This window comes from Haloarcula sp. KBTZ06, assembly GCF_048595605.1.
Classification (GTDB): Archaea; Halobacteriota; Halobacteria; order Halobacteriales; family Haloarculaceae; genus Haloarcula; species Haloarcula hispanica.
On the sequence record NZ_CP184337.1, the window covers coordinates 462,783 to 488,682 of the forward strand.

Here is a 25,900-nt window from a genome sequence, read left to right on the forward strand (position 1 = left end):
TGTTGCTGTTTCTGCCGGAACTGGCTCGGCTGGCGGTGGACTCAGTCAGTGGTCGACTGATTGAGTGGCGGTGTCGCGTCGGGCTCCGCCGCGGACGGCAGGGACGCGACTGCCGCAGGGAGCGCAGCCAGCGGCACGGTGTCGTGACCGTTGCTGGTGTAGGCGCTCTCGTCTGTCTCGACGGCGAGACGGGGGCTACCTGCCTCAATAACCGCACTGTTTCCGTCACCGGTTTCGCCCGCTATCACGACGGCATCGGCCGCAGCGGCGAGGTCGGCGGCGCGCTGGCGTGCCGCGTCGTCGATGCCGGCGAAGGCCGGGACCGTGACCGCCTCGCAGTCGAGATCGGCGGCCCGCTCGGCAGCTGTGTCACCGGCGGGGACGACGCCGATGCTGACCCGACAGCCGGCCCCGACGAGCTTCGAGACGGCGGCAGCCGCTGGCGTGCCGGTCCCGACGACGTGGACGCGACGGGCGACCGACTCTTGTTCGGCCAGCGGGGTCACGAGCGGCGCGTCGGTGCCGGGCTGGGTCGTCACCAGCGTCTCCGCGTCGAAAGCGTCACGGAGCGTGTCGCTCGTGAGCACGTCCGCGGGGCGGCCCGCGGCGCGGACCCCGCCGCCGGCGAGCAACACCAGTTCGTCGCAGTACCGCGCGGCCAGGTTGAGGTCGTGAATCGCGGCGACGGCCGTCTTCCCGTCGTCGACGAGCGCTCGGACCAGTTCGAGCGTGCGGACGGCGTGGTTGATGTCGAGGCTCGCCGTCGGCTCGTCGAGCAGGAGGGCCGGCGTTTCCTGTGCAAGCGCCCGGGCGAGGAGGACCCGCTGGCGCTCGCCGCCAGACAGCGAGGTGAACGGCCGGTCGGCGAACTGGGCAACGCTCGCACGCTCCATCGCCGTCTCGACGGCGCGCCGGTCGCCGTCGTCCATTCGGTCGAATCGGCCGAGATGCGGTGTCCGCCCCATCTCAACGGTCTGTCTGACGCTGAAGTCGAACGACAGCGCAGTGCCCTGTGGCGTGCTCGCGACGAGGCGGCTCACTTCCTTCGCGGACTTCCTGTGGATGGGTTCGCCGTCGACACGGACTGTGCCGGCGTCCGGGTCGAGCGTCCCTTTCACCGTCCGCAGGACGGTCGTCTTGCCCGCGCCGTTGGGACCGACGAGACCGACGAGCGACCCGCGGTCGACGCTGAACTCGACGCCCGAGACGACAGACTGGTCGCCGAAGGACACCGCGAGGTCGGACACGTCGAGCATTGGCCCGGAGCGGTCCCGTCCCAGGTTCCCGCCGTTCGATGTAGCCGGCCCGCTCACAGCTCGTGCACCTCCCGCTTCCGGAGCAAGTACAGGAAGAACGGCGCGCCGAGGACGGCGGTGACGATGCCGACTGGGACCTCGGCGCTGCCCGAGCGTGCTAGCGTGTCCGTCGCGACGAGGAACGACGCGCCGGCGAGCGCCGCCGTCGGGAGCAGTATCCGGTGGTCCGGCCCGACGAGCAGCCGCATCACATGGGGGACGATGAGGCCGACGAAGCCGACGATGCCGGCGACGGCGACGCCCGCCGCCGTGATGACTGCCGACAGCGCGAGCAGGACCCGCTTGGTCCGTTCGACTTCGATACCGAGGCTCTGAGCGTCCTCCTCGCCGAGTAGCATGACGTTCAGGTCGCGTGCGTACGCGAGCAACACGACGAACGGGACGGCGACGAGCACGACGCTGCTGGTCACTTCAGGCCACGACGCGCCCTTGAGATGGCCCATCAGCCAGTACAGCGCCCGGCGGATGCTCTCGCCGCTGTGGAGCAACAGGAAGGAGACGACCGCGCCGAGAAACGTCTGTATCGCTACGCCGGCCAGCAACAGCGTCGCGACCGGCGTGCGGCCGTTTTGCGTCGCGATGAGATAGACGCCGAAGGCCGCGACCAACGCACCCGCGAAGGCCGCGCCGCGGAGGCCGAGTCCGAACGGGATCACGACCGGCGCGACGATGAAGCCGACCGCGCCGACCGCCGCGCCGGAGGAGACGCCGATAATAGAGGGGTCGGCCATCGGGTTCCGGAAGATCCCCTGCATGATCGTCCCCGCGGCGGCGAGCGAGAAGCCGACGACCGCGCCCAGCAGTATCCGGGGGAGCCGGACCTGCATCACAATCTGTGTCTGGAGGTCGCTCACGGCGTAAGAAAACACATGGGCCGTAGTCACGTCGACGGCAGGGCCGGAAACCGAGACGCCAGTCGGGACGACGACGGCGTTTAGCAGCACTTTCCCGACGATTTCGGGTGGAATCCACACCGGGCCGATACCGGCGCTCGTCGTCACCACGGCACAGAGGACGGCGACGAGCCCCGCCGACCACCCGACGGTCCGACCCGCGAAACGCATGTATGAAAGCCCAGTTGCAGTAGATAAGTATTTATTGCTCCTGACACCCGCCTAGAGCATGCGACGACTTTCTCTCGTCTGCGTCTTTGTCTTGCTCGTGGGCTCGTCCGCAGGTGTGACTTCGGCCGCAGCAACAGCCGACACGCAGGCGGACGACTGCTCGTTCCCGGTCACGATGACCGACGCGACCGGGACCGAGGTCACTATCGAGGAGCGCCCGGAACGGGTCACGACGACCAATCCCTCGGCCGCCCAGACGATGTGGGAGATCGGCGGTCGTTCTCAGGTTGTCGGGCTCACACAGTATGCAAGCTATCTGGACGGCGCTGAGAGTCGGACGAACGTCTCCGCGAGCTTCGGCGTCAACGTCGAGCGCGTCGTCAGCACGAACCCGGACTTGGTGATTGCACCGAACGCCAGCGCCGGTGACGTAACCCCGCTCCGGCAGGCCGGGGTCACCGTGTATCACCTCCCCGCCGCGACAACTATCGAGGACATTCGAGCAAAGACAACGACCATCGGTCGACTGACCGGCAACTGCGAGGGTGCGAGCGAAGCGAACGCCTGGATGGACGCAAACGTCGACGCTGTCCGGCAGGTCACCGCCGATGTCGAGGACCGACCGACCGCGCTGTACCCGCTGGGTGGGGGGTACGTGGCGGCGGGCAACACCTTCGTCACGTCGCTCATCGAACTCGCGGGCGCGGAGAACGTTGCGGCCCGTAACCACACACAGTACCCACAGCTCAGCGACGAGGTCATCCTTCAGCTCGACCCGGACGTGCTCTTTGTCACCGAGAACACGGCGAACATCGCGGAGACCGAGCCCTACGCCAGTACGACCGCGGGCGAGACCAACTCGACGGTCGCCGTACAGGTGCGGAACATCAATCAGCCCGCCCCGCGGAGCGTGGTCTCGTTCGCACACAACGCCACCGCACAGCTCTATCCGGACCGCTACGACGCCGACAGCTACGTTCCCCGGTCGGCTGTGACGCCGGCCGAGACCAAAACGAGCGAGCCCACACCCGCGGACCACACGCCGAGTACTGACCAGTCCACGACCGACGCCAGCGGTCCCGGATTCACCGCCGTCGGGGCGCTTCTCGCAGTACTCGCCCTCGTCTGCACGCTCTCACGCCGGAGGCCGTAGCGCCATGGACAAGCAAACCATCCGCGAGACGGTCTGGGACGCGCTGGAAGAGCGCGGTATCGCCCGGTTCCCGTTCCCGCCCTAAGGTGAGGATATACTAGTGCGGGGATGCAAGATTGGGATATGGAGAAGCAGGAATTGCGCGAGCAAGTGTGGGACGAACTCGAAGAGAGTGGAGACGCCCGTTTTCCGTTTCCGCCACATGGGCGAATTCCCAATTTTGCTGGTGCGAAGCAGGCTGCTGAACGTCTCACCAAGACCGATTCCTGGAAAGATGCCGATGTCATCAAATCGAATCCGGATTCGCCACAGCGGGCGGTTCGACGACGGGCACTGGAGGCGGGCAAAGTCGTCTACATGGCCGTTCCACGCTTGCAGGATGAGAAGTGCTTCCTGCGGCTGGACCCACACAAAATAGATGATATCGACCACGCAACGACAATTGGCGGCTCTTCCGAACTAGGGGAGCAAGTTGGCCCAGAGGAGATGGAACCAGTCGACTTGATTGTTTCTGGCAGCGTCGCGATGACTGAGAACGGTGGACGAGTTGGGAAAGGCGAAGGATACAGCGACCTGGAATTCGCAATTCTCCGGGAAGTCGGACTAGTCGACGACGAGACGACTACCGTCACCACTGTTCACGAGATTCAGGTCGTAGATGAAGAGATTCCGACGACAGCACAAGACGTTCCGATAGACTGGCTCTTTACTCCGGAACGGTCAGTTCGTACGGAGGAAACTGACGGCAAGCCAGCCGGAATCGAGTGGGCTGTACTCAGTGAACAGCGACTTGATGATATACCGATTCTAGGACGCCTTGAGCCGACATAGCGGGGAAGTTCACTCATTTCGGTCTCACGTTTTTGTAGGGCAAATCTGAACCAGTTGTGTAGCTCTTCCCCGTAACAGCCTGTTACAATTCGTTCTGGAGGAGTTGGATGGCGAAAAATCGCCCCGCGTAACATTCGGTTGCTCTATAGTATACCAATCGTCGAAACACCCGGACGGCAAAGAGTTGAAATAGTGGCCGACCAACCGTAGGGCCATGACTCTCCAACAAATCGTAGCTGCAGATATTGCCGGCTGGGATTCTCTCGAAGATATCGCTTCTTCGTTTGAGGATCGCGGACTTAAACCCCGTCCAGATATGGGTGAAGACTACCAACTTCCTCTGCAGCTCTCCGACGACGAATTCATCATCCTCGTTGAGGCCGGTCCAGGGGAGAACGCGCGGGATTTCAAGCCGGATACTATGGACCGTCATACCAACCTTGTCGCAACGAACGATTTTGAGTCGTTCACATTCATAACGCGGGTTCGTTCGTGGGACCAGCAACACGGCCGTATCAAGTACCAGAAACTTTCCTTCGAGAAGGAGCAGTTCGAGCGTGACAGTGGCGAAAAGCGTACGATTCTGCAGAAATTGAACTCCATTGAGTACGGTTCGTCTGCAGCTATCTACGGTGACCTCTATGATACCAAGCGGGTGGTCAAAGAATTCTACGACCAGTTTGAGGACTTGCGTACGGACTTGGTTGAAGAGGTTGCAGGTATTCCTGACAACCAGAAGGATTCAAAACAACGCTATGTCCAGGTCGTTCTTGACCGGATGATTTTCTTGTACTTTATTCAAGAAAAGCGACTGCTCGATTATGACACGGACTATCTTCGTGACAGACACGACGAGATTGCAGCCGAAGATGGTGATGTCTATGAGGAGTTCTATGATCCGTTATTTTTTGAGTTGCTTGCCGAAGGTAAGGATGGTGGCGATTTCTTCGGCAAACTTCCGTATCTCAACGGCGGACTATTCTCTAAAGGTCCTGTCGAAAAAGAGTTTGAGAATGCCCGGCTTGGAAAAAAAGCCGAGGAAACCAACGCACTGTTTGACCAAATCTTAGATTTTCTCTCTGATTGGAACTGGAACGTTGATGAGCGGTTAGATATTGTTGACCCCAAAAACCTCTCTCCTGAGGTACTCGGTCACATTTTCGAGCAGACGGTGAATCAGAAGGAGATGGGGGCGTACTACACTCCCGAAGAAGTAACCGGATTCATGGCTCGACAGACGATTCACCCATATCTACTGGATCAACTAAATGAGACTACCGATTCAGAATACACTGGAATTGATGATGTGTTCGGTTTTCAGGAATCTGGTCCAGACACAGATTCCTTAGCGATTGCTGATGGCGGGACGATTACACAACAGGCTGCAACGGAGAATGTGGATACTAAACACATAGAGACACTCTATCATGATATCCTGAAAGACATCAAGATTCTAGATCCTGCCGTCGGGAGTGGAGCATTCTTACTTGCAGCTCAGGAGGTGCTGTTGGACATCTATATGCAATGTATCGAGTTTTTCCAGCAACTCAAAACCGAAGGTGAGGCTTGGCGGCTTGAATCGCGAACTCGTGAAGAGTTAGATACCATTATGTCTGGAAGAGGAACTCCGATGCTATACGCGAAACGGGCGATTATTCTCAATAATCTCTACGGTGTTGACATTGATGAGGGCGCGACTGAAATCTGTAAGCTTCGGTTGTGGCTTTCAATGGTCGCCGATATTGAGGATGAGCCGGGTGAAGTTGAGCCGCTTCCCAACATCGATTTTAATATTAGGCCAGGTGACTCGCTTATCGGGTTTAACAGTCCAGAAGTAGTCGTCGATGAGCAAAAACTCCTCATCACTGAACGACTTAAAGATGATCTCAAACAATATCGAGAGAGCATCAGGGAGTACAAATCTGCAGAGACAGAAATTTCAGACCGACGTGGAGAGTTAGATGACCTCCACGATGAAATGCAAAAAAAGCTTGACGACTGGTTTGCGGATCTACCTGATATCGAGGTGGAAGACGATATCTCGGGAGCAGAGGAGCTTCGAGAAGTCATCTCGTCATCGACTGAGAAAATAAAACTCAAATTAAAATTCAGTGATCCTATTGACGACGACCTCGATCAAAAGCTGAATGAGATGGGATTCCGGACTTGGAAAACTGCAGCCAATCTTGAGATGGGTAATGACGATGTCTTAGCAGGTAGGCCGGAAGAGATATTCGCGACTGTTGACCAAAATAAGCTGAGCCGGGTATTTGTCCAACGAGGACTACTTCGTGGTGACATTGAAAAGCTGAATCCCTTCCACTGGGTAATGGAGTTCCCCGAGGTATACGGGGCGGTCGGTAATGGCGGTATGAACCAGGACAAGAGTGGATTCGACGTAATTCTCGAAAACCCACCGTATGTCCGCATCGGCTCAGTAGACGAGCTCAAACGGGACATCTACAAGGACTTGTACGAGACTGCCACAGGCCGCTGTGATCTCTACGTCCCATTTCTTGAACGTACCTTTGACCTACTGTCTGACTCCGGCCGGACCAGTGTAATCACGTCGAACTCGTTCATGCGGACAGAATACGGTGAACCCCTCCGTGAGCATTTACTGAATAACTATGGGATGGAAAAAATCTATGATTTCACATCATACTCCGCCTTCGAGGATGTAACTATTTACAGCGCTATCCTCTTCGGAAACCAATACGCTGGTATGTCTATTGATGGCGTCTCCATCCGATCGAAAGCCGCAAAAGACGAAATAATCGATTCCCGATTCGATCCCGAAGACAGGGACGACATAGTGAAATTCAATTATCCGCCAGAAGAGCTCGGATCGGATCGATGGTTGATGCTGACTCAAGAGGAACGAACGGCCCGAGAGAAAGTCGAAGAAAACTGTAATCTCCATCTTGATGATGAGGAGGAATTCACTATCGGGAGCCCGCTTATTACTGGACGGAAAAGAATTCTCCAGAAGGATGTTATTGATGAGTCGGAGAATTCATTCACGATTGAGGGCAAAGATGGACACTGTGAGGTTAAAAAGGGGATATGGAAGAGAACGATTATACCAGAACACACTAAAAGATGGACTCTAACTCTCCCAGATAAAATAACGTTCTTCCCATATAAGACAATAAACGGAGAATATGAACTGATTGATGAGACAGAGTTCAAGTCTAACTATCCAGAGACATATGAACTACTCGAAGGATACAAGGAAGATCTATTGAGTCGGAAAGACTCCAGACGGACCTGGAAAGAACTAGGTCGGCCGTGGTATTCGCTTGTTCGCCGCGGCTCCCCAAAGTATTTTGAGCGAGATAAAATCGTGACTGACATGGTGGTCAATGGACCTCGCTTTTGTCTTGATACCAAAGGTCAACTCTTCAGGAGAGGACCGAGTATCGGTATTACGCCACACAGTATGGACCCATACTATCTAACAGGCCTGTTGAATTCACAAGTTATCTTCTCGTATCTTAAGCCGATTTGCTCGCCGATGGATAACGGCTACATGAAAATTGAGAGTGAGCATCTGAATGAAGTGCCGATTTATCGGCCAGATATAACGGATGAGTGCAGCCAGAAGGCGGAGGCAGTGTTAGATGATTATCAAGGAGACTATCAGGCTCTTAGCACAAAAATTAGGGATGAAGGGATTTCTTCAGTTGTCAGTGTAGATATGCACGAGAAAAAAATCGCGGCAAATATAGTCAGAGAGCTATCAAAAAGATTGGTTATAACCCCTGATACGCTTTCCGCCAAGGAGGTTAGCAATCTTGAACGTTTGAACGATTATCTTGTTGGCAGACTCTTTGAGCTGGAGAAAGCTGAGGTGGATGCGCTAGCAAACATTTAATTTGAGATATTGCTATCTCAGCCCCAGTATGACCTGTTCATTCTTCCATATATCTCCACTGTATTATAAATAGGCCATTCCAAATTTTGGCGCTGTCAAAACTTATTATTCACACTCAAAATATTATATTAATCGCTTTACTGATTAGACATCTGCAATTGACCACCGTGGAATCTTTACCCCCTCCTGTACCTATGCCTGTATAATGAATAAGAGTGCAATTGGGTTTGATCCTGAAGACCCTGACCCAAATTCAAAATTGGCAGATATTGTCAAGATGATAGACAATCAGGTAATTTGCGATAGTTCTGAAGAACAACATCCATTCTTAGGTGTGAAGCGTCAAGATATCCTTATAAATATACTTGTTGAAACAATCGCGGAAGATTTCGATCTGGAGATATCTCACGAATACGCGGAGGATCGAGTCCGCAAAACTCTTGCAGATATGTCAAGCCAGATAGAATCTCCAGGTGAGGGGTATGAGGATCCAGTTAGCCGTTTCCGTATAGATTGGCCGGAACTGAGCGAGGAAAATAATAAGAGATTTTCTGTATTTATCCCACTTCCTCTCCGACCAAAGCCAAAATCAATACCAGATCGCATGCAATATGGAGAAAATCTACTTTGTAGAGCTACACCAGATGATTGGAGAAAATACTTTGAACTCGCCAACGAGTCAACTCCTACTCAAACCCGGGGGTATCCCAACTCACCAGAGGAATTCATTCAAGGATCAAACCTCAACGGTATCAGCCCTGGGAGGTACACCTTCTGGAAATTCGAATCCACAGGGAATGATGCCGATTTTGTCATCCATGAATTAGAGTCCATCCTAGATGTCTTCCTCGGGAAGATTAACTATGCTACCAATGAGTATCATCAGCTCGAATTTGATTCTACTGGCAATCGAATCAAACGAGCCGGTCGGACGATAATCGAATACCCACCGATGTATATGATGTTCCAAGATGGAGCTTTCCACCGTCTTCAACCGAAAAATACGGATATCTTTTCACCGATTCCCTCCATTCAACCTGTTGGACAGTATGATACTGCACTCGACTCCTTTCCTGAGCTTGTAAATCTCGGAGACGCTGAGGACCCCATATTTGCGGAGGATAAAACAATACTCAACAAGTCGATAGAGAATCAACTCGGAGCGTCTTTCAGAACTATCGGACAGGCTCTGACAACACGTGATCCCGAAACGGCGTTCCTTTCCTTGTACCGAACTCTTGAGCATGTGACGTTTACCCGTAACGCTCAGTCTATTACGCCGCTTGAGCGAGCGCTCCGACTCGTGGATGCGAATGGCGACCAATATCTGGACTTGGTTGTTAAATCAATCAAAAACCGGCGTAATACGCTCGTCCACGAAGGTACAGATGTCGGTATCACTGTTGGCGACTTGAACTTCCTCAAGGGTCTCTGCATTACGTCTATGCGAACGCTTGGTCAAGTTGCAGACGAATATAGCCGGGAAGAGATTCTCACTTACATTACTACCGAAGATGTCGACTCGAAGATTCAGGACTTGGAAACGGAGATTGAGGATCTTGAGGAGGAATTAGAATGTTACGAGTGTATAAGCGATTGGAGATAAGCTAGCGCTCGTCTTTACGCGCCAGACTTTAGTCGGTAATTAGTGACACAGTGAATATGACTCGTGATTACACTCTACGCGACATCAAGACCTACATGCGGGAACGGTACAAAGAGACCTCAACGGGAGGGTTCTTCGAATACAAAAAACAGTCTGACTGCCGCGAGGAATTAGAATCTCTGAGTATTTCTCCAGATTCTGGCAAAGGTCTTCTGTTCACATTTGCTACCATTGCAGGCGGTTGGAAGCTGGACGTTGGAAGCCGGCTAGTAGGTGGGAAAATTGATGGCAAAAAGCTTGAGGATGATTTTGAAACTATCTCGAACGTTGATTTAAAGCGTGTAGACGAAGCTGGCTACGGTGGTCACCCGCACCGGCACGCGAACGGGGCATACCCTTCGAAAGCACTCAAGTCGCTGTCGACGCTCAATGTAGAGAACCAATCGGTTTCCTCTATGTCTGATTTGTTTGCATCTATCTTAGAAAGTGAACAGAGTGATGCAGAGCCCTTCGATGTCGCTTATGAGACGTTCAAAGATGTGAAAACCTTCCGCGGGTTAGCTGCCTTCGATTATCTTGAATTTGCCGTCAGGGTCAATGGGCAGGATGAATTGGTCCCAGATCAACTGAAGGTTGCCTATGTTGACCGGAATGGGCCAGGGAAAACCTTGGCACGCATCATCGAAAATCGGGAAGATGCTACCTCGATCTCTCAGTCCGAGGAAGCACCCAAAATTCTACACGAGCTTGTTGACTTCGCTAAATCTGAACTCGGTCTATCGCACACTGCGGCATTTTTCGATGTGGAGAGTTGTCTATGCACCTACCATGGTGAACTCGAAAATGAAGGCCCGGACTGGCGCGGAAGCTGTACTTGATGGCTGGGTTTTCGTTCCCTCATAGTAGCTAAATTGACGTTACTTGGTTTTAATTCGGTACGTATGGTTTCAGAAGCACAAATCGGGGAACTTCTCGTCGGTGCCTATCATAAGCTTGTCACCGACGCAGAGGTAGTTAGCTACAATCAGCGCTCCACAGAGCAGGGCGAGCAGATGGAAATCGACGTAGTAGCCATAGCATCTGAAAATGATAGACAGACTGTCTATGCTTGCGAGGTCATCACGCATCTGCACGGGACGCTTTACTCTGGGACTCCCGATAGCGATCGATGGCAAGAGTATGGCAGTGACGGGTATCAGTACACTCTTGAGAAACTCTGGAATAAGTTCCACTCCGACCACGACTATGTGAAGGCCGTTTTCGACGACGCTGACGAGTACGTCTTCCAACTCTGGTCGCCGTACATCCCAGATGGGATGCTCACCAGTGGCTTGGATCAACTGGCAGATGAGTACAATGATGAAACCGGCCACGAAATCGACATCTTCGTCAATGAAGACTACACCGAACGTATCGAGGCACTCCAGGAATTAGCATCTGAAGACAAGAAGAGCTACGGAGAGCCGGCATTTCGATTCCTACAGATATTGGAGCATATGCGCTGAATGAGGATCTACGCAGACCTGTATCTCGAATCTGCGTATCTCTACCTTCGGCCGACAACGCCCCAGCAGAGCAACCGGGCTTCGACTTCACTCTCACCTGCCAGCGTGCTCTGGTACTCCAGCCCTGCCTCGATTTTCTCGCTGAGGAACTCGTCAAGTTCGTCAAACAGTACCTCGACGGGCCACTCGCCAATCGAATCGTAGTTATCGTTGTGGCGGAACCGTTCCCGGAGCAATTTGTCCTCGTCGGTGTGTTTTAGTTTCACACTCTTCAACCGGTCGCGAAGGTCGCCAGCGCGTTTGCCAATGGTGTCGTGCTCTTCCGTCGGCTCGTTCAGGGGTTTGTCTCCGCTCTGCATCTCCAGGTGCTGCAAGTAGCTGAGTAGGGTTTCTTGTTCCATCGAGTAGTCTTCGCCCTGCTCGAATGCCGCCTCGACCTGACCTTCCCGAATACGTTCGAGACGGTCGTCAATATGCTCTTCAATCTCGTTACGGACTTCCATCACCTGCTCTGGATCGTCACTGAACTGCTCCCCGTCCAAATTCGGTGGGAATTGCAGCATTCGAACTGGACGTTCCTTCACTGCATCTCCGAACGCCCGATAGTAGAACGCTCGTCTAGTTCGTCCAAGTGGGGCGTCTTCCCCGTCACCGAACCATAGGTGTGCCAGACCGAAGACTCCCGGGCGAGGACCCTTCTCGTGCCCCAAAGCGTTTGTGTACAGCATCTCTCGCTCGGCCGGGGGTGTATCGAAGTAATCTTCAGCGAACTCGAAGTCGTCTGATCCCAGTCCGTATGTCTGGTTGAGTTCCCGCTTGAGGTGGTACCGTTCCAGTGCTTCATCCTCATTGCTGCCGGCATTACGGAGCAGCGGGTTTTTGCTAGTGTCGTCGAGATCGTTATAATCGTCTACCTCTCGTGACTCGCGAATAGTCGACTCGATCTCCTCAATTTCGAGCTCGCCGATGGTCTTCTTGGTCTCAACTCCGGCCTTGTCTAGCAGCTCGTCTTCGTTCGGGTCGAGTATATTGTTCTCCTTGCCGACGATGAGCGCGATGTCGTTAATCTTCGCTTGCAGGCGTTTGAGGAGCTTGATCGCAGCCTCGATATCTCCGTCCGGGAAGAAGTTGTGAACGTGCTTGTCGGCTGTTGACCCGATACGGTCGATGCGTCCGACCCGTTGAACGATTCTCATCGGGTTCCATGGGAGATCGTAGTTCACGACAACGTTGATATCCTGCAAATTGACTCCCTCGCTGAGGGTGTCTGTCGCGACCACGTACTGGAGCTCTGATTCTCCGGACTCGGCCAGTGTCTCTTGATACCCTGCAGCTTCAGGCGCGAATCGCCTGATAATCTCCTGTTTATTATCATCGCCGCCCTTGACCACGGCACTGTTGGCTGCAGTCAGCGGTGAATTCGGGTCGTCACGAAGCGAGCGGTAGACGTAGTCCGCAGTTGCGCGGTACTGCGTGAACACGAGGACCTTCTGGTCGTGCTCGTGAAGTACTTCGGCCATTTCGTCTATCTTCGGGTCACGGAACGACCGCAGGGTGAAGACGGACTCGTAGAACTCTCTGGTTGCTTCGTCTACGTCACTCAGGTCGCTGTTGGGGTACAGAGTCGGATTGAGTTCGTCCTCCGGAACATCCGGTATTCCGTTCGCGCCTCGTTTAGAAAGCCACTGACGGGTCGTCACGCTATGGTCTCGAATATCGTCGTCCCGTTCAGCTACGTCACCGATGAACATCGACAGGAAGTGTGCTACTAGGGCCAGGTCTTCTCTGATATAATTTCGCACTTCGCCAACGGTCGCATCTGCCAGCTCTTTTTCAGTTGATTCACCCTCATCATCTGCTCGCAGCGCACCGCTGTCAAATCCGAACTCTTCGAGCGTTTGTTCGAGGTCTTCTGCAGCGTCTTTCCCCTCAACGAAGTCGTCTAACGATTCTGGATGCTCTTCGTTACCCATTGCGCGGAGAGTATTGATATCGGTGTCCTCTGGGAGCCCTTCGAGCAAGCCGAGCAATTGGCTCTCGCTCCGGTGTAGTGTCTCGATGGACTGAACGAACGCGTAGGTCGACGATTCGAGCCGTTTCAGAAGGTTCAGCTTGTACAACGCTTTGAGTGTACTACCTGCTTCGGGGTTTCGAATCGTGATATGCGGCAGGTGGAGCGCGTCCATCACGTCCGGTAGCGAATCGTAAACCGGTCGATATGCTGGTGGCAGCGAGTACTGCTCTTTGTGTACCTTGGGCGGCTTGAAACTCATCTCGAAGTCCTCATCCTCTTGGATCTTCTCTTTAACGTGCTTGCGTGTCCGCAGCACCATCACCTCGTTCAGAATGTTAGATATCTCTTCGGACCTGTTCTGCAACTGTTTCAATAGCTGCTCCTGTTCCGCTTCTCCCATCTCTTCCTTATCAGCGGCAACTCGCTTCCTAGTCTCTGAAAGCTCAATATAGTCGTCGAAGGCACCGAAATCCAGATTCGCTTTGTTCCGAATCTCGTTCTCGTCGGTAAACAACGAAATGAGGTTCTTGAGGTCAGTAGCGCTATTATTGATTGGCGTTGCCGTCAACATGATCATCGTCTTCCCTCTCAACTGGCGGAGGTTCGCGTGACGGCGCGTTCCTTTGTAGTCGTTGTTGTGACTGGGCTCAGGACGCCACTTGCCGAAATTTCGGAACCGATGGGCTTCGTCGAGGAGTACAACGTCAAACTGTTCACGAAGGTCACGGACTTCCTCGTGGGCCAAGTTCTGGAACTTACTAATCGATATCACCCGGAGATGGTCTCCGTCAACGTCAAGCCCAAAGAATGGATTGCCATCTTCGTCAGTCTGGTTTTGCAAGATATCTGCCCACTGCCCAGTGAGGTTAGCCGGAACGATTAGCAGACACTTCTGGTTCTGATTGCGGTAGTCGTAGAGCAACTCCCCGCCGATGAACGTCTTCCCCAACCCGACAGAGTCAGAGATGATACAGCCGCCATACTTCGAGAGTTTTTCCCGGGCACTCTCGTAGCCGATTGTCTGGAAGTAGTAGAGAGGACTATCCCGCTCACTGACACTGCCACCGAGCGCATCGTACGACAGTAGTTTGTAGAGTTCGAACGGTTCGATGTACGTCCCAATTTCCTCATCAGTTCCCGATTCCTGTTCCTCTTTCCACTCTTGATACCTTTCGTGATTCTCGATGATTCGAATAATTTCTTCGCTGAATTCCTCGGCGTTGGCCCATTGGTTATCATACCACTCCTCAAACGCGTTACCCCGATCAGGGTCGTCGGAAGTGAGATTGAGTTCTATGTTGCTCCGGTGGCCGCTTTGAGAAAAATTCGACGAGCCTACAATCGTCGTTACTGGTCGTTCGTCACTCTTGTCACCCTGAGAACCCCCTTCAGATGGTTTTCGAAACGCCGCACCTTTTGCGTGAAAGTATCCCTCTTCGGGTATCCGCACACGAATTGCGACTTGTCCTTCGGCAATGAAATCACGCAGTCGGTCCAGCCTGCCAAGTTGTGCATTGTTCAGCTCTTCGATGTCCTCCACGAGACTTTCTTTGAGTCGGTCTCGGAGACTCTGACCCTCTTCGATTTCGTCTACGGTTTTACGATTCGTTTCGTGTCCCATAAGGATCCGAAACGGTGCTTGATCCATTTCACCAGGGTCGGCTAGCCCATCCAAATCATCGCTGTACAGGTCGAACCCGGACAAATAGAAGTATCCAGTCGCTATTCGGACCTCTTCACTTTCTCGAATAACCTCGCGGTATATATCCTCAAGATCCGATGTCGAATTGTCGATGAGAGGGTCCAAGGAATCCATCTTAATACCCAGAATACTGTCCCTTACTGAATTAAACGTGTGGTCGAAACGCGGTCATCTCAATCCAGAGGCTGTGTACTGAGATTTAATTACGAAAACGGAACCAATCGCCGTAGATGCCTGAACTAACAGATCTCCCCACCACGAAATCGGGGCATGTCCGAAAACGGGACGCTATGCAATGGTTGTCCGCCCTCCCAGAGCCGACGGAGGATTCACTCAAGCAAGCCGTTGTTCCGAAACCGCCTCAGTTCTCAGGAAGCAAGTATGCAACCGAGATATCGGGTATTCGGGTCACTGGAGATCCAGACTTCATAGAAGCAGTGGCTCGTCGTCTGAAACCATTCCAGGACTTCGAAAACGACTCTACTCGAATCGAACTTAAGCTCCAGCAGACGGAGAACAACGAAACAGGGGAGTTGACAGATAACTTCGCGCTCTATATTTCGGTTGCAGAACGTGGATAGCTGTCTCTGCTGCGTTGATGATGGCAACTTATCCACTAGATCGAGACCTTCGGTGACCGACCGCTCAATTTATCGGAGTATGAACCAGCCACCGAAACTGCGGGCGTGTAACATCGTGTAGACGCTATATTTGATTTGCTCGTATCAGAGCCGTTTGGGATTTTGAGGCAACTATCGTATCACATGTCGACGACTCTCGTATAATCAAAAGAGTTGATATGTGTATCCCAGTTCGGTCGGTAACAGTCTGTTACACAACTACCACACCGGCTAGTAGATCTTATATCCTACCGAGCGAAAGCTGCTAGCTTGGATTACTGTAACTCTTTCAGAGGTCGACCGTTGGGGAAATCACTAAACGAACTGTGAGTTCTTCGCGAACTCCTGGCCAAGAGATGCGTCCAAACTAAATACTGTGTAAATATCTGGTTCTCAGAAGGCGATTGTCGGGAATGCATCTTCCACTACAATTCCTCGCAGTAATTAATTGGTGGTTCTGCCAATTTTGCTGAATTGGCGCCAACCACCAATTAATTGGATAGTATATATGATTGGACTGGATGCGCTCAGGTGATGGGTGACCCATCTTCAAAGGCGTTCGCTACGCGCCTCCCGGCAGCAGAAGTTGAACAGCTAGAGGCAGCACTCGAAGAAACAGGGCAATCAAAGTGTGAGTTCGTTCGGGAAGCGATTCGGTACTACGTTTCGAAGAATCCGGACGAAATCGCAGCTCTCTACCCTGAGAACTCGGTTGGCAGATTCATAGCCGAACTGGGAGATAGCGATGCGTAACGAAATTCCAGCAATCGTCCAGCCGAAGCAGCCACGGGGGCGGGAATCCCGGATCGCTTGCAACAGCGACGATACCCCGCTCGGTGTCGCAGTGTACCTTACAGCCGAAGAACTCTCGGAGTTCGGCATGGATCCCGAAGTCGCCGACGCTGTAGAACTGACGGTCCAAGACGGTGAGATTTCGCTTACTCCGATTAGTTGGGGCCAGTCATGAGTGACTGTGTTTCGATTAGAAAAGTCGCCGCATTAGATATAACCATATATGGCAGCGTTACCATATTCGGTAACTTTATTTTCAGGAGACCGCATATGGTAAGGTGCAAGGCAACGAGTGCTCTCCCACGAATGCCAGACGACCGCAGAGGCCTCTTGACCCCGAGAGAGCGAGAGATTCTCTCTGGGGAGGCAGATGTGTCTGACGAGTACTACTACTCGGTCGTCAGTCGCGTCCGTAGTAAGATTCAGAAGGTGGAAGAAGACGCACAGCTCCTCCGAAGGAACCATCCTGACCTCCTTGAGGAGTTGATTGAGTCGATCACCGGGGAGTCCGGTGGGGACGAAAATGAGTAGCGATTCACAGATGGCCGCGACGTACGTTCCAAATCAGCAGTACACCCGCTGGAAGAGCCGCGCCGAGTCGCTCGATATGAGCGTCAGCGAGTTCATCAAGAGCATGGTGGAAGCGGGCAATAAGAAATTCAAAGCTACTGTCGAACCTGACGAGACGACCAGTGAACTCCGCGAACAGCGAAACCACTACCAGCAGGAATTAAAAAAGGCTCAGGAACGGGTATCCAAATTGGAGGTTCGCCTCGACCAGGGTGAACGAGCGGAAATCCGTCGATTCATCGAATCGAACCCAGGCGTCACCTTCGAGGAGATAACTACCCATCTCATCGAAACTATCCCTGAGAGGACTAACGAACTTATAGAGACTTTAGAGGGCGATAGCATCTCTGTGGAGGGAGACGCTTATTACCCCGTTTCAGAAGCCGAAGGGGGGCGAGACTGAATGCCCAAGATGACTACCGACCCTGGTGAGCGGGCCGGGGTCTACAAGCTTATCGATGATGTCCCCGACCGATACCGCCTGTACCAACACGCATCAGCTTACGAAGGACGGGACGTATGGGAGGAGTACCTGACTGAGTACTTTTTCGAGAACTTCGGCACGGATTACACGAGAGAATACACGCGACGGGCTGGGAGCGACTGGAAAGACCACATGACAAACCGGGGTCGTCATCATGCGCTTGCGACTCCTGAAGACGTTGAGACTTGGTGTATCACTCTTCTCGAACGGATGAAGGCGGCCTCTGCGTACCAGAACTACTGGTCGAAATTGGAACGGCTCTATTCTTGGCTACACACGCATACCGAACATCCACACGTTTACCATCCATTTCGGATGGCCGCCGCAGAGTATCCTAACGCCGGAGACATTTGGACGCAAAAAATCGATTCGTGGGAGGGCCGTGATGAGTGACCCCAGACAATCGACAGACACCCAGCGAGCCGAGCTAGCGGCCGCATTCGGTCGTGACCTTGACCCACTCGAAGAGTTTCAGGCAACGTTCCGCCAACGAGATATCGACCCTTTCCTCCTCTTTGAAGCTGATGTCCTTGAGACGAAGGACCTCGGCCGCCGGACACTCGACGGTTATCACAGCACCTTCCGGGACTGGCGTGAGTTCATGGACGCGCAAGGTCGCCACCCAGCCTGTCCGAACGAGGAGCACGTGAAGGCGTTTGCGAGGTTCGAAATGGACGAGAAAGGAAACGCGGCATCGACAGTCACGAACAAGTTTCAGCGGCTTAATACGGCCTACAAGTACTGGCAGGATGACCCCGCGTTTCCGCATCCGCAAGACTACAATCCATTCCAGCTTGCTCGCTCGAAACTTGACCTCTCAGATGACGGGAAGAAGGAACCGCCTCGGCTTCCGGTCGAAAAATTACGCGAGGTTCTTTCCGACGTGAACCACGTTCGGGATCGAGCCGTCATCGCTTGCCAGCTAAAACTCGGTCTGCGGGCGACGGAATTGTGCAATATCAAACTCTCCGAGGTCACGATTGAGAACGCGGAACTCAATCGGCATTACCCCGAAATGGGTACACACTCGGCGTTAGAGGAAATCCAGAATGCGGTCTACATCCCCCACGACCGTGATGGGAATAAGTCACAGCGGCCACGGTTACTCCCGTTAGACGATGAGATCCGTCGAGTGCTGCTTCGGTATCTCCTCACTCGTCCAGATAACGGCTCAGAGTGGTTATTCTTATCTCACACGACCTACGCTCAAATGCACCGTGATTACGTCGCGGACATTTGGGAAGAAGCGTTCCAACCCGAGTACGATGAGTCAGAGAACCATGCGGCGGTCACGAGTCACTTTGGTCGACATCGGTTTACGACCTACTGGCGGGTGGAGCGAGACCTGAACCGAGAGCTAATCAAGTACATGCGGGGAGACACCGCAGGGGCTGGGAACATACAGGAGCGGGGCGCAATTGACGAGTATATTCATACCTACTATGAAGATATTGAACCGACTTATCGGAAGAATATCTACAAACTCAGCGTCTGATTTCGTTCATGGATTCGTGTGGCGTATTAATTAGCTTCCTGTAATCGTTCTCGGCGTCCCAACGGGTATGATTGGTCAGATACAGAGATATGAGTACTAGCAGAACTCTACAATTCCCGCCCCACGACCGGATTCCGAACTTCGAGGGCGCAAGCGAGGCCGCACAGCGCCTGACCGAGACGGCGGTCTGGGACGCCGCCGAGACGGTGAAGGCGAACCCGGACTCGCCACAGCTCCCGGTCCGACGGGCGGCGCTGCGGGCCGGCAAGACGGTGTATATGGCCGTGCCACGGCTCCGGGACGAGCGGTGCTTCTACGAACTCGACCCAGCGGAACTGGACGATATCGAAGCGGCACCGGCGGTTTCGAACGTCGCGGACCACGCGCGACAGGTCGGCCCCGAGGCGGTCGGGAGCGTCGACCTCGTGGTGTCGGGCTCAGTCGCGGTCACCGAGGACGGCGCGCGAATCGGGAAGGGCGAAGGATACAGCGACCTCGAATACGCCGTCCTCCGGGAACTGGGGCTGGTCGACGAGACAACGCCGGTCGTGACGACGGTCCACGAACTCCAGATTATCGGCGGCCCCGAGGGCGTCGTCGACACCGCCGTGCCCGTCGACGACCACGACGTGCCGATGGACTGGATCGTGACGCCGGAGCGAACTGTCGAAACGGCGACCACGCACACGACACCAGCGGGCGTCGATTGGGACGCGCTTACCCCGGCGCGCATCGACGAGATTCCAGTGCTTTCGACCCGCCGGCCCGACTGAGATTGTGGCCGCTATAGCTGGGTTAGAACCCTGGTAATGGAAGCTTACCGGCGGTACAACTTTAGCCCCACACGCCTTGGAACGCATATGGATACGCCCGTGGCTACGCCGAACCGTCACGGGGCCGATGGGACCGCCGGTCGAGTGCGTGTCCTCTACGTCGACGAGGACTGCGACGACATCACGGCGGTCAAGGAGGCGCTGACTGGTAGCACTGACGAGTTCACGGTGACAGTGTGTGAGACGGCGGATGACGCGATCAGAACTATCGAGAACGCGTCGTACGACTGTGTCGTTAGCGAGTACCAACTGCCGGACCGAGACGGAATCGAACTGTTACGGGCCGTCCGGGACCGGTCCTTTGACCTCCCGTTTCTGCTCTTCACTGACGACGGCGACGAGAGCGTGGCCAGCAACGCAATCTCTGTCGGCGTCACGGACTACGTGACGAAGACGCCCCTTTCGGAGCAGACGGAACTGCTTCGACAGCGAATCACTGCTGCTGTCGCCCGCTATCAGGAGGACGCGGACATTCTCGACCGGATGACCGACGCGTTCTTCGCGGTGGACGAGAACTGGGAATTCACGTATGCCAACGAACGTGGCCGGCGCGTCATCGGCCGTGCGATGGCGGTGGACGGAGATACCACCGACCTGCTGGGGCGAAATCTCTGGGAGGCGGTTCCGTCTCTGGAAGGCACGGAGTTCAGCAAGCAGTACCGGCAGGCGATGACACAGCAGGAGCCAGCATCCTTCGAGGCGTACTTCGAGCCGCTGCAGACGTGGTTCGAGGTGTCCGTGTACCCGTCCCCAACTGGGATTTCGGTGTACTTCCGCGACATCACTGAGCGCCACAAGCACGAGAAGAAGATCAGGGGCAGAGAGCGGACGCTCCGAGAGATTTACCGGGTCATCTCCCGCAAGGACCTCGATTTCGAGGACAAGGTCGAGCGCCTGCTCGAAATCGGACAGAACGCCCTCGGGACCGAAACGGCCGCCCTCTCGCGCATCGATGGCGACATGTACGTCTTCGAAATCGTTCGCGACCGGACGGGGGCCATCGAGGCGGGCGATGCAGTCCCGCTGGACGCGACGAACTGCGAGCGGGCCGTCGTCGAGGAGAAGACGCTGGTGCTCGCTGATATCGCCGAAGACCGGCCAGAACTGACCGACAGAGCGGGCTACACCGAGATGGGCGTCTCCTGTTACCTCGGAACGCCAGTTGTCGTCGACGGGTCGGTGTACGGCACGTTCTGCTTCTACGGCACGGGGCCCCGTGATTCCTTTTCGGAGTGGGAAGTCACGCTCGTGGAGTTGATGGGGAACTGGGTCAGCTACGAACAGGAGCGCGAACGGCGCGAGCAGGAACTCACACGCGAGCGAAACCGTCTGGAGGAGTTCGCCAGCGTCGTCAGCCACGACCTCCGGAACCCGCTCAACGTCGCGTTCGGCCGGCTCACGCTCGTCGACGAGGCGTACGACGGGGACCCGGAGCACGTCGAGGCGCTCCGGCGGTCGCTCGAACGGATGGACGAACTCATCGACGACGTGCTCGCGCTCGCCCGTGGCGGCCACAAGGTCATCGACGCGACCGAAGCGTCGTTAGACGATATCATCACGGCCGCCTGGGACACCGTCGAGAGTTCGGACGCGACGCTGGAACGGCGCGACACGGACGTGCGAATCACGGGCGACCAGACCCGCCTCCAGCAACTGTTCGAGAACCTCTTCCGAAACAGTGTGGAACATGGTTCCACAAGCAGTCGGACGGAGTCCGACGACAGCGTGGAACACGGGCACAGTCTGACGGGGGCCGACGACAGCGACAGCGACGAACATGTGACCGTCCGAGTCGGGACGCTCTCGGACGGACGGGGGTTCTACGTCGCCGACGACGGCCCCGGAATTCCCGAGGACGAACGCGACGAAGTGTTCGAGCGCGGCTACACCACGAGCGACGACGGGACCGGGTTCGGGCTGGCCATCGTCTCCGAGATCGTCGACGCGCACGGCGCTCGGATCACCGTCTCGGAAAGCGAGGACGGCGGCGCGCGCTTCGACGTGACCGGTATTCAGGTCGAGTGACTACAGCTGGTCGACGCAGTCCCGGATGAGGCCGTCGACGTTTTCGGGGAGCGTCGGGTGGTAGGCCCGGTCCGGCAGGTCACGCACGTCGAGTCCCAGCTCGACGATAATCTGGAACGCCTTGGCGAAGCTGTCCGCGTGGTAGTGCATGCCCTGCCAGCCGAGCACTGTCCCGTCGTCGGCGTCGACGACGAGCTTCGCCAGCCCCTCGGGCACGTCCTTCGATTTGAACACGCCGTCGTCGCTGGCCTGTCGCGTCGCCGTGACGACGTCGTAGCCAGCCTCTTTCGCCGTCTCCTCGTTGTGGCCGACGCGGGCGAACGGGTAGACCCCCAGCCCGGAGAAGATGACGTGGTGGTGGACGTTCCGGTAGTCCTTGAGCGAGCCCCCGGCCTCCTGCCGGACGATGTTCTCGGCCGCGGTGAAGCCCTGCTCCTTGGCGACGTGGAGAATCGGCTCCTTGCCGTTGACATCGCCGACGGCGTAGATGTGGTCGGCGTCGCGGGTCTGCATCGTATCCTTTGCCCAGTCGCCCTCGACCGAGACGGACGTGTTCTCCAGGCCCAAACCGTTGACAGTCGGCCGGCGGCCGGTGAAGAGGAACAGCTGGTCGGCCTCGAACGTCTCCTCGCCCCCGTCGTCGTACTCGACGGTGAGGCGGACGCCGCCGTCCTCGGTCTCTTCGAGTTCCTGCTCGTAGCAGTTTGTCGGGATGGTCACGTCCCAGTTGTCCTCGTAGATGTCGAGTGCCGCGTCGCCGAACTCGGGGTCGCCTTCGTCAATTGGCCGGTCGTCGTGCTCGATGACGGTGAGTTCCATCCCGCCAGCCTCCGCCAGATACGGGACCATCTCCATCCCGATGTATCCGAAGCCCATCACGATGCCGGAGTCGGGGAACTCCGTGGCGTCGAGCACTTGGTCGCTGGTCATGAAGTCGACTTCGTCGATGCCGGGCGTGTCCGGGACGTTCACGCTGGACCCGGTCGCGATGACGACGTAGTCGGCCTCGTGCTCCTCGCCGCCGGCCCGGACCGTGTGCTCGTCGACGAACGTGGCAGTGTCGTGGATGAACGTCACGTCGTCGCGCTCGGCCATCTCGTGGATGGAGTCCCGCCGGTGGCCGGCCCAGTCGAGTACATGGTCGTCCTTGCGCTCGACGACGGCTTCCAGGTCAACCTCGGGCACGTCACCGACGAGCCGTTCGTCGTGGCGCGCCTGGAAGCGGTGGGCTCCCGCCGAGAGGACTTCCTTGGACGGCATACAGCCACGAAGAATACAGAGGCCGCCGCCGGGCTCGCCGTTGTCGACGAGCGTGAGTTCGATGTCTTCCTCCTCGACGAGGTCGCCGGCGACTGCGGCCCCGGCACTCCCATACGCGCCGATAATAACGACGTGAGTCATACCAGTGCTAGGACGATGCCAGCAAATAAAGGCTTCAGTGGCGTGTTTTGCTCGAACACGACCGGCGGTAGTTCTGCCGCCAGGGCCGCGGACTCAATCGTCGCCTTCGACGGGCGCGGGCGGACGCGACCGCCCGAACCCGAGTAGGCCACGAACCGACCAGTCAGCGTTGAACACCCGGTCCCAGACGACAAGTGCGGAGGGGATCACCAGCAGGGACGCGAGGAACGCGTACCCGATCGACAACGCCGTCAGGATACCGAACTGGCCGATTGCGGGGAACACAGCCAGCCCGAGCACGCCGATGCCGAACGTCGTGGTGAGCATACTCCCGAACAGCGCGCCACCGGTCCCGCGAACGGTCCGGTCCAGTGCCGTTTCGAGGTCGTTTTCGTCGAACTCGTCGGCAAACCGGTGGGTGACGTGGACTGAGTAGTCGACCCCCAGTCCGATAGTTATCGCCAACATCGTCGCTGTCAACGCGTTGAACGGGATGCTGAGCACCCGCATCGTCCCGCCGAGCCACGCCACCGTGACGACGACAGGAATGATGTTCACGAGGCCGAGCGACGGCCGCCCCTCCAGCATATTGTAGATGAGGACCAGAAACACTGACGCGCCGATAAGCGCAATCGCCAGGGACTGGATTGCGGACTCCAGAATCAGGTCCGAGACGGCCTGGAACACGACGACCGAGCCGGTTGCCGTCGCCTCGTACCGGAAGTCGTCGGCAACGTTTCTCGTATCGGCGGTCACCTCTGCGTCGGTTGCGTCCGATTCGACTGTGTAGACGACACGCGCGCTCCGGTAGTCCTCGGTGATGTACTCTAGCGCCGTACTACGGGCCGGCGAGTCGAGCAGATACTCGTAGATCTCTTCGAGGTTATCGTCCGGGACGCCGTTGTCGTTCTGGTCGTTGCGCTCGACCATCCGACGGAACTCGGGGTCGCGTTCCGCCTGGTCCTGAATGACTGTCACGATGGATGTCGAATCGGCGCGCCCGTCCTCGCGGACAAACGAGTCCGGCGGGTTGTTACCCGCCCGATACATCTGTTCGAGCGCCGCATCGTTCCGCATTGGCCCCTCTACGTACACCGTCGCCTGACTGGACTGGGTCGTGTCGAATCGCTCATCGAGGAAGTTCGTCACCTCCGTTACGGTGTATTCGCTCGGGGCGAACGGCTCCGGCAGGGCCTCGACGAAGTCCGGGTTCTCCTCGGGCGGCAGGAAGTCCTCCTGACTGAACGACGTCGAGACGCCGGTGGCGTAGTAGCTGGCGCCGACCGTGGACACGAGGATGAGAACGAGGAAGATGATCGGGGCGCGGTTCGCGATGACGACGCCGCCGCGCAACACGTCACTGAGTGCGGAATCCTCTGCACCCAGCGGCGTCTCGCTGAACGTCGGGATGGGGTAGGACTGTCTGAGCCGGTCCAGCTCCACCTTCGCGGCGGGCAGGAACACCCCGAAGATGAGGAACGTGAAGGTGATACCGACAGAGGCCACGTAGCCGAAGTCCTGAATCGGCGGCAGCGCGCTGGTGAGGTTCGCGGCGAACCCGATGACTGTCGTCCCGGTAACGATGAAGAAGGCGACAAGCAACTGGTCGGTCGTGATTCGCATCGACTTCTGGATGGACGCCCCGGTCTCGCGCTCCTCGCGATACCGGTTGACGGCGTGAATACCGAAGTCGATCCCGACCGCCAGCAACAGCGGTGGCACGGCGATGAGCATCTGCGAGAAGGGGATACCGGCAAGCCCCATGAAGCCGAACGTCCAGACGACGGCCATAAACAGCGCGAGCAGGCCAAGCGCCATGTCCGCGAGGTCGCGGTAGGCAATCGTCAGGAAAAACAGGATGAACAGCACTGCCGCGGGCACGGTCAGGATGAGCGAGTCGCCGACGACGTTCGAGAACTCGTCTGCGACGATACCGCTGCCGAACAGGGTGATGCCACCGTGGTCAGCGCTGGAGACAGTGAACCCGGCCTGTTTCTGGATGCTCGTCAGCGGACTCGAACCGCCCTGGCCTGACCCGGAGGAGATTCCGGCTGGGACCTCGTGCGTGACGACCCCGATGGTCGCCGACGCCGAGGCGGCTTTGCGGTTGAAATCCTTGCTCAGTAACGATTTGAACCGGGGGCTCTGCTCGGCCGCGCGCCCGACAGCGGAATCGATCTCACCCGGCGTCGCTGATTCGACAGCGTAGATCTGTTGTTCAGTCGTCGTCGCTTCCGGGTCTAGCTGCTGGGCGACAATGCTGGCGGCGCTTGCGGTCGACGTGACACGGAGTGCTCCGTGCTGTTCCAGCCGATGCTGTGACCTGAGCATCCGGAGCAGCGCCGGCTTCGAGAGCACGTTGTTCTCCTGCTGGATGAGCTGTGTGCTCCCTGTATCCGGCGAGAAGGTCGGCGAGAACTTGTCGTTGACCTCCTGCAGTGCCTCCTCGGCCGGAAGCCCGGTCGTAAACTGTGACGTCCCGGAGTTGGTCGAGACGCTCCCGAGGCCGGCGCTGAAGACCACCGTCACGATCAGGAAGAGGAGCACCACCTTCCGTGAATCGTGGACGATTCGGTCGTCCGCCCAATCGATGTAGCGCTGGTAGTCCATGC

Annotated in this window: 20 protein-coding genes; 15 read left to right on the forward strand and 5 right to left on the reverse strand. The window is 56.3% G+C overall.

The window, feature by feature from the left end:
- Positions 1–41 precede the first annotated feature (41 nt).
- Together ACNO8S_RS02510 and btuC are read right to left on the reverse strand one after the other, a co-directional pair.
- Entirely contained in the window at positions 42–1,256 is a 1,215-nt protein-coding gene (locus tag ACNO8S_RS02510) for an ATP-binding cassette domain-containing protein (RefSeq protein WP_420182782.1), read from the reverse strand.
- Between the two features lie 53 nt (positions 1,257–1,309).
- Positions 1,310–2,380: a vitamin B12 ABC transporter permease BtuC gene (gene btuC, locus ACNO8S_RS02515; protein WP_420182423.1), complete on the reverse strand. Its 1,071-nt coding sequence runs from the start codon at positions 2,378–2,380 to the stop codon at positions 1,310–1,312.
- A 58-nt stretch (positions 2,381–2,438) separates the two neighbouring features.
- Here btuC and ACNO8S_RS02520 point away from each other — a divergent pair, with 58 nt between their 5' ends.
- The 6 genes from ACNO8S_RS02520 to ACNO8S_RS02545 all read left to right on the forward strand — a co-directional run bounded on the left by ACNO8S_RS02520 (position 2,439) and on the right by ACNO8S_RS02545 (position 11,352).
- Positions 2,439–3,533 (forward strand): PGF-CTERM-anchored ABC transporter substrate-binding protein, encoded by a 1,095-nt coding sequence (locus ACNO8S_RS02520; RefSeq protein ID WP_420182424.1) that lies wholly within the window; start codon positions 2,439–2,441, stop codon positions 3,531–3,533.
- Positions 3,534–3,656: 123 nt separating this feature from the next.
- The gene (locus ACNO8S_RS02525) at positions 3,657–4,364 is read left to right on the forward strand and encodes a 5-formyltetrahydrofolate cyclo-ligase (protein WP_420182425.1); all 708 of its coding nucleotides are present in this window, start codon (positions 3,657–3,659) and stop codon (positions 4,362–4,364) included.
- 214 nt (positions 4,365–4,578) lie between these two features.
- Positions 4,579–8,241, forward strand: coding sequence for an Eco57I restriction-modification methylase domain-containing protein (locus ACNO8S_RS02530; RefSeq protein ID WP_420182426.1), 3,663 nt, complete (start codon positions 4,579–4,581; stop codon positions 8,239–8,241).
- Positions 8,242–8,446: 205 nt separating this feature from the next.
- Entirely contained in the window at positions 8,447–9,847 is a 1,401-nt protein-coding gene (locus ACNO8S_RS02535; RefSeq protein ID WP_420182427.1) for a hypothetical protein, read from the forward strand.
- Positions 9,848–9,903: 56 nt separating this feature from the next.
- Positions 9,904–10,725: a hypothetical protein gene (locus ACNO8S_RS02540; RefSeq protein ID WP_420182428.1), complete on the forward strand. Its 822-nt coding sequence runs from the start codon at positions 9,904–9,906 to the stop codon at positions 10,723–10,725.
- 63 nt (positions 10,726–10,788) lie between these two features.
- A complete protein-coding gene (locus tag ACNO8S_RS02545; RefSeq protein ID WP_420182429.1) occupies positions 10,789–11,352 on the forward strand; it encodes a hypothetical protein in 564 nt (187 codons plus the stop codon).
- 41 nt (positions 11,353–11,393) lie between these two features.
- Here ACNO8S_RS02545 and ACNO8S_RS02550 read toward each other — a convergent pair whose 3' ends face one another.
- Positions 11,394–15,182 carry a helicase-related protein gene (locus ACNO8S_RS02550; RefSeq protein ID WP_420182430.1) on the reverse strand — a complete coding sequence of 1,263 codons (3,789 nt, stop codon included), beginning with the start codon at positions 15,180–15,182 and terminating at the stop codon, positions 11,394–11,396.
- Between the two features lie 116 nt (positions 15,183–15,298).
- Here ACNO8S_RS02550 and ACNO8S_RS02555 point away from each other — a divergent pair, with 116 nt between their 5' ends.
- From ACNO8S_RS02555 to ACNO8S_RS02595, 9 genes are all read left to right on the forward strand, one after another.
- Complete coding sequence (locus ACNO8S_RS02555; RefSeq protein ID WP_420182431.1) at positions 15,299–15,649, forward strand: hypothetical protein; 351 nt, start codon at positions 15,299–15,301, stop codon at positions 15,647–15,649.
- Between the two features lie 573 nt (positions 15,650–16,222).
- Positions 16,223–16,441 (forward strand): ribbon-helix-helix protein, CopG family, encoded by a 219-nt coding sequence (locus ACNO8S_RS02560; RefSeq protein ID WP_420182432.1) that lies wholly within the window; start codon positions 16,223–16,225, stop codon positions 16,439–16,441.
- Entirely contained in the window at positions 16,434–16,655 is a 222-nt protein-coding gene (locus ACNO8S_RS02565; protein WP_420182433.1) for a hypothetical protein, read from the forward strand. Before ACNO8S_RS02560 ends, ACNO8S_RS02565 begins: the two co-directional genes overlap by 8 nt.
- Before the next feature lie 131 nt (positions 16,656–16,786).
- Entirely contained in the window at positions 16,787–17,011 is a 225-nt protein-coding gene (locus ACNO8S_RS02570) for a hypothetical protein (protein ID WP_420182434.1), read from the forward strand.
- The gene (locus tag ACNO8S_RS02575; protein ID WP_420182435.1) at positions 17,004–17,453 is read left to right on the forward strand and encodes a hypothetical protein; all 450 of its coding nucleotides are present in this window, start codon (positions 17,004–17,006) and stop codon (positions 17,451–17,453) included. Before ACNO8S_RS02570 ends, ACNO8S_RS02575 begins: the two co-directional genes overlap by 8 nt.
- A gap of 9 nt (positions 17,454–17,462) precedes the next feature.
- Positions 17,463–17,927 carry a hypothetical protein gene (locus tag ACNO8S_RS02580; protein ID WP_420182436.1) on the forward strand — a complete coding sequence of 155 codons (465 nt, stop codon included), beginning with the start codon at positions 17,463–17,465 and terminating at the stop codon, positions 17,925–17,927.
- Positions 17,920–19,029: a tyrosine-type recombinase/integrase gene (locus ACNO8S_RS02585; protein WP_420182437.1), complete on the forward strand. Its 1,110-nt coding sequence runs from the start codon at positions 17,920–17,922 to the stop codon at positions 19,027–19,029. The genes ACNO8S_RS02580 and ACNO8S_RS02585 overlap by 8 nt, the downstream gene beginning before the upstream one ends.
- 89 nt (positions 19,030–19,118) lie before the next feature.
- Complete coding sequence (locus ACNO8S_RS02590; protein ID WP_420182438.1) at positions 19,119–19,802, forward strand: 5-formyltetrahydrofolate cyclo-ligase; 684 nt, start codon at positions 19,119–19,121, stop codon at positions 19,800–19,802.
- 87 nt (positions 19,803–19,889) lie between these two features.
- Entirely contained in the window at positions 19,890–21,887 is a 1,998-nt protein-coding gene (locus tag ACNO8S_RS02595; protein ID WP_420182439.1) for an ATP-binding protein, read from the forward strand.
- Here the strand turns inward: ACNO8S_RS02595 and ACNO8S_RS02600 are convergent, their stop codons facing one another.
- Positions 21,888–23,288, reverse strand: a complete 1,401-nt coding sequence (locus ACNO8S_RS02600) for a dihydrolipoyl dehydrogenase family protein (RefSeq protein ID WP_014039575.1) — start codon at positions 23,286–23,288, stop codon at positions 21,888–21,890.
- Between the two features lie 93 nt (positions 23,289–23,381).
- Positions 23,382–25,898, reverse strand: a complete 2,517-nt coding sequence (locus ACNO8S_RS02605) for an efflux RND transporter permease subunit (protein ID WP_420182440.1) — start codon at positions 25,896–25,898, stop codon at positions 23,382–23,384.
- Positions 25,899–25,900 lie beyond the last annotated feature (2 nt).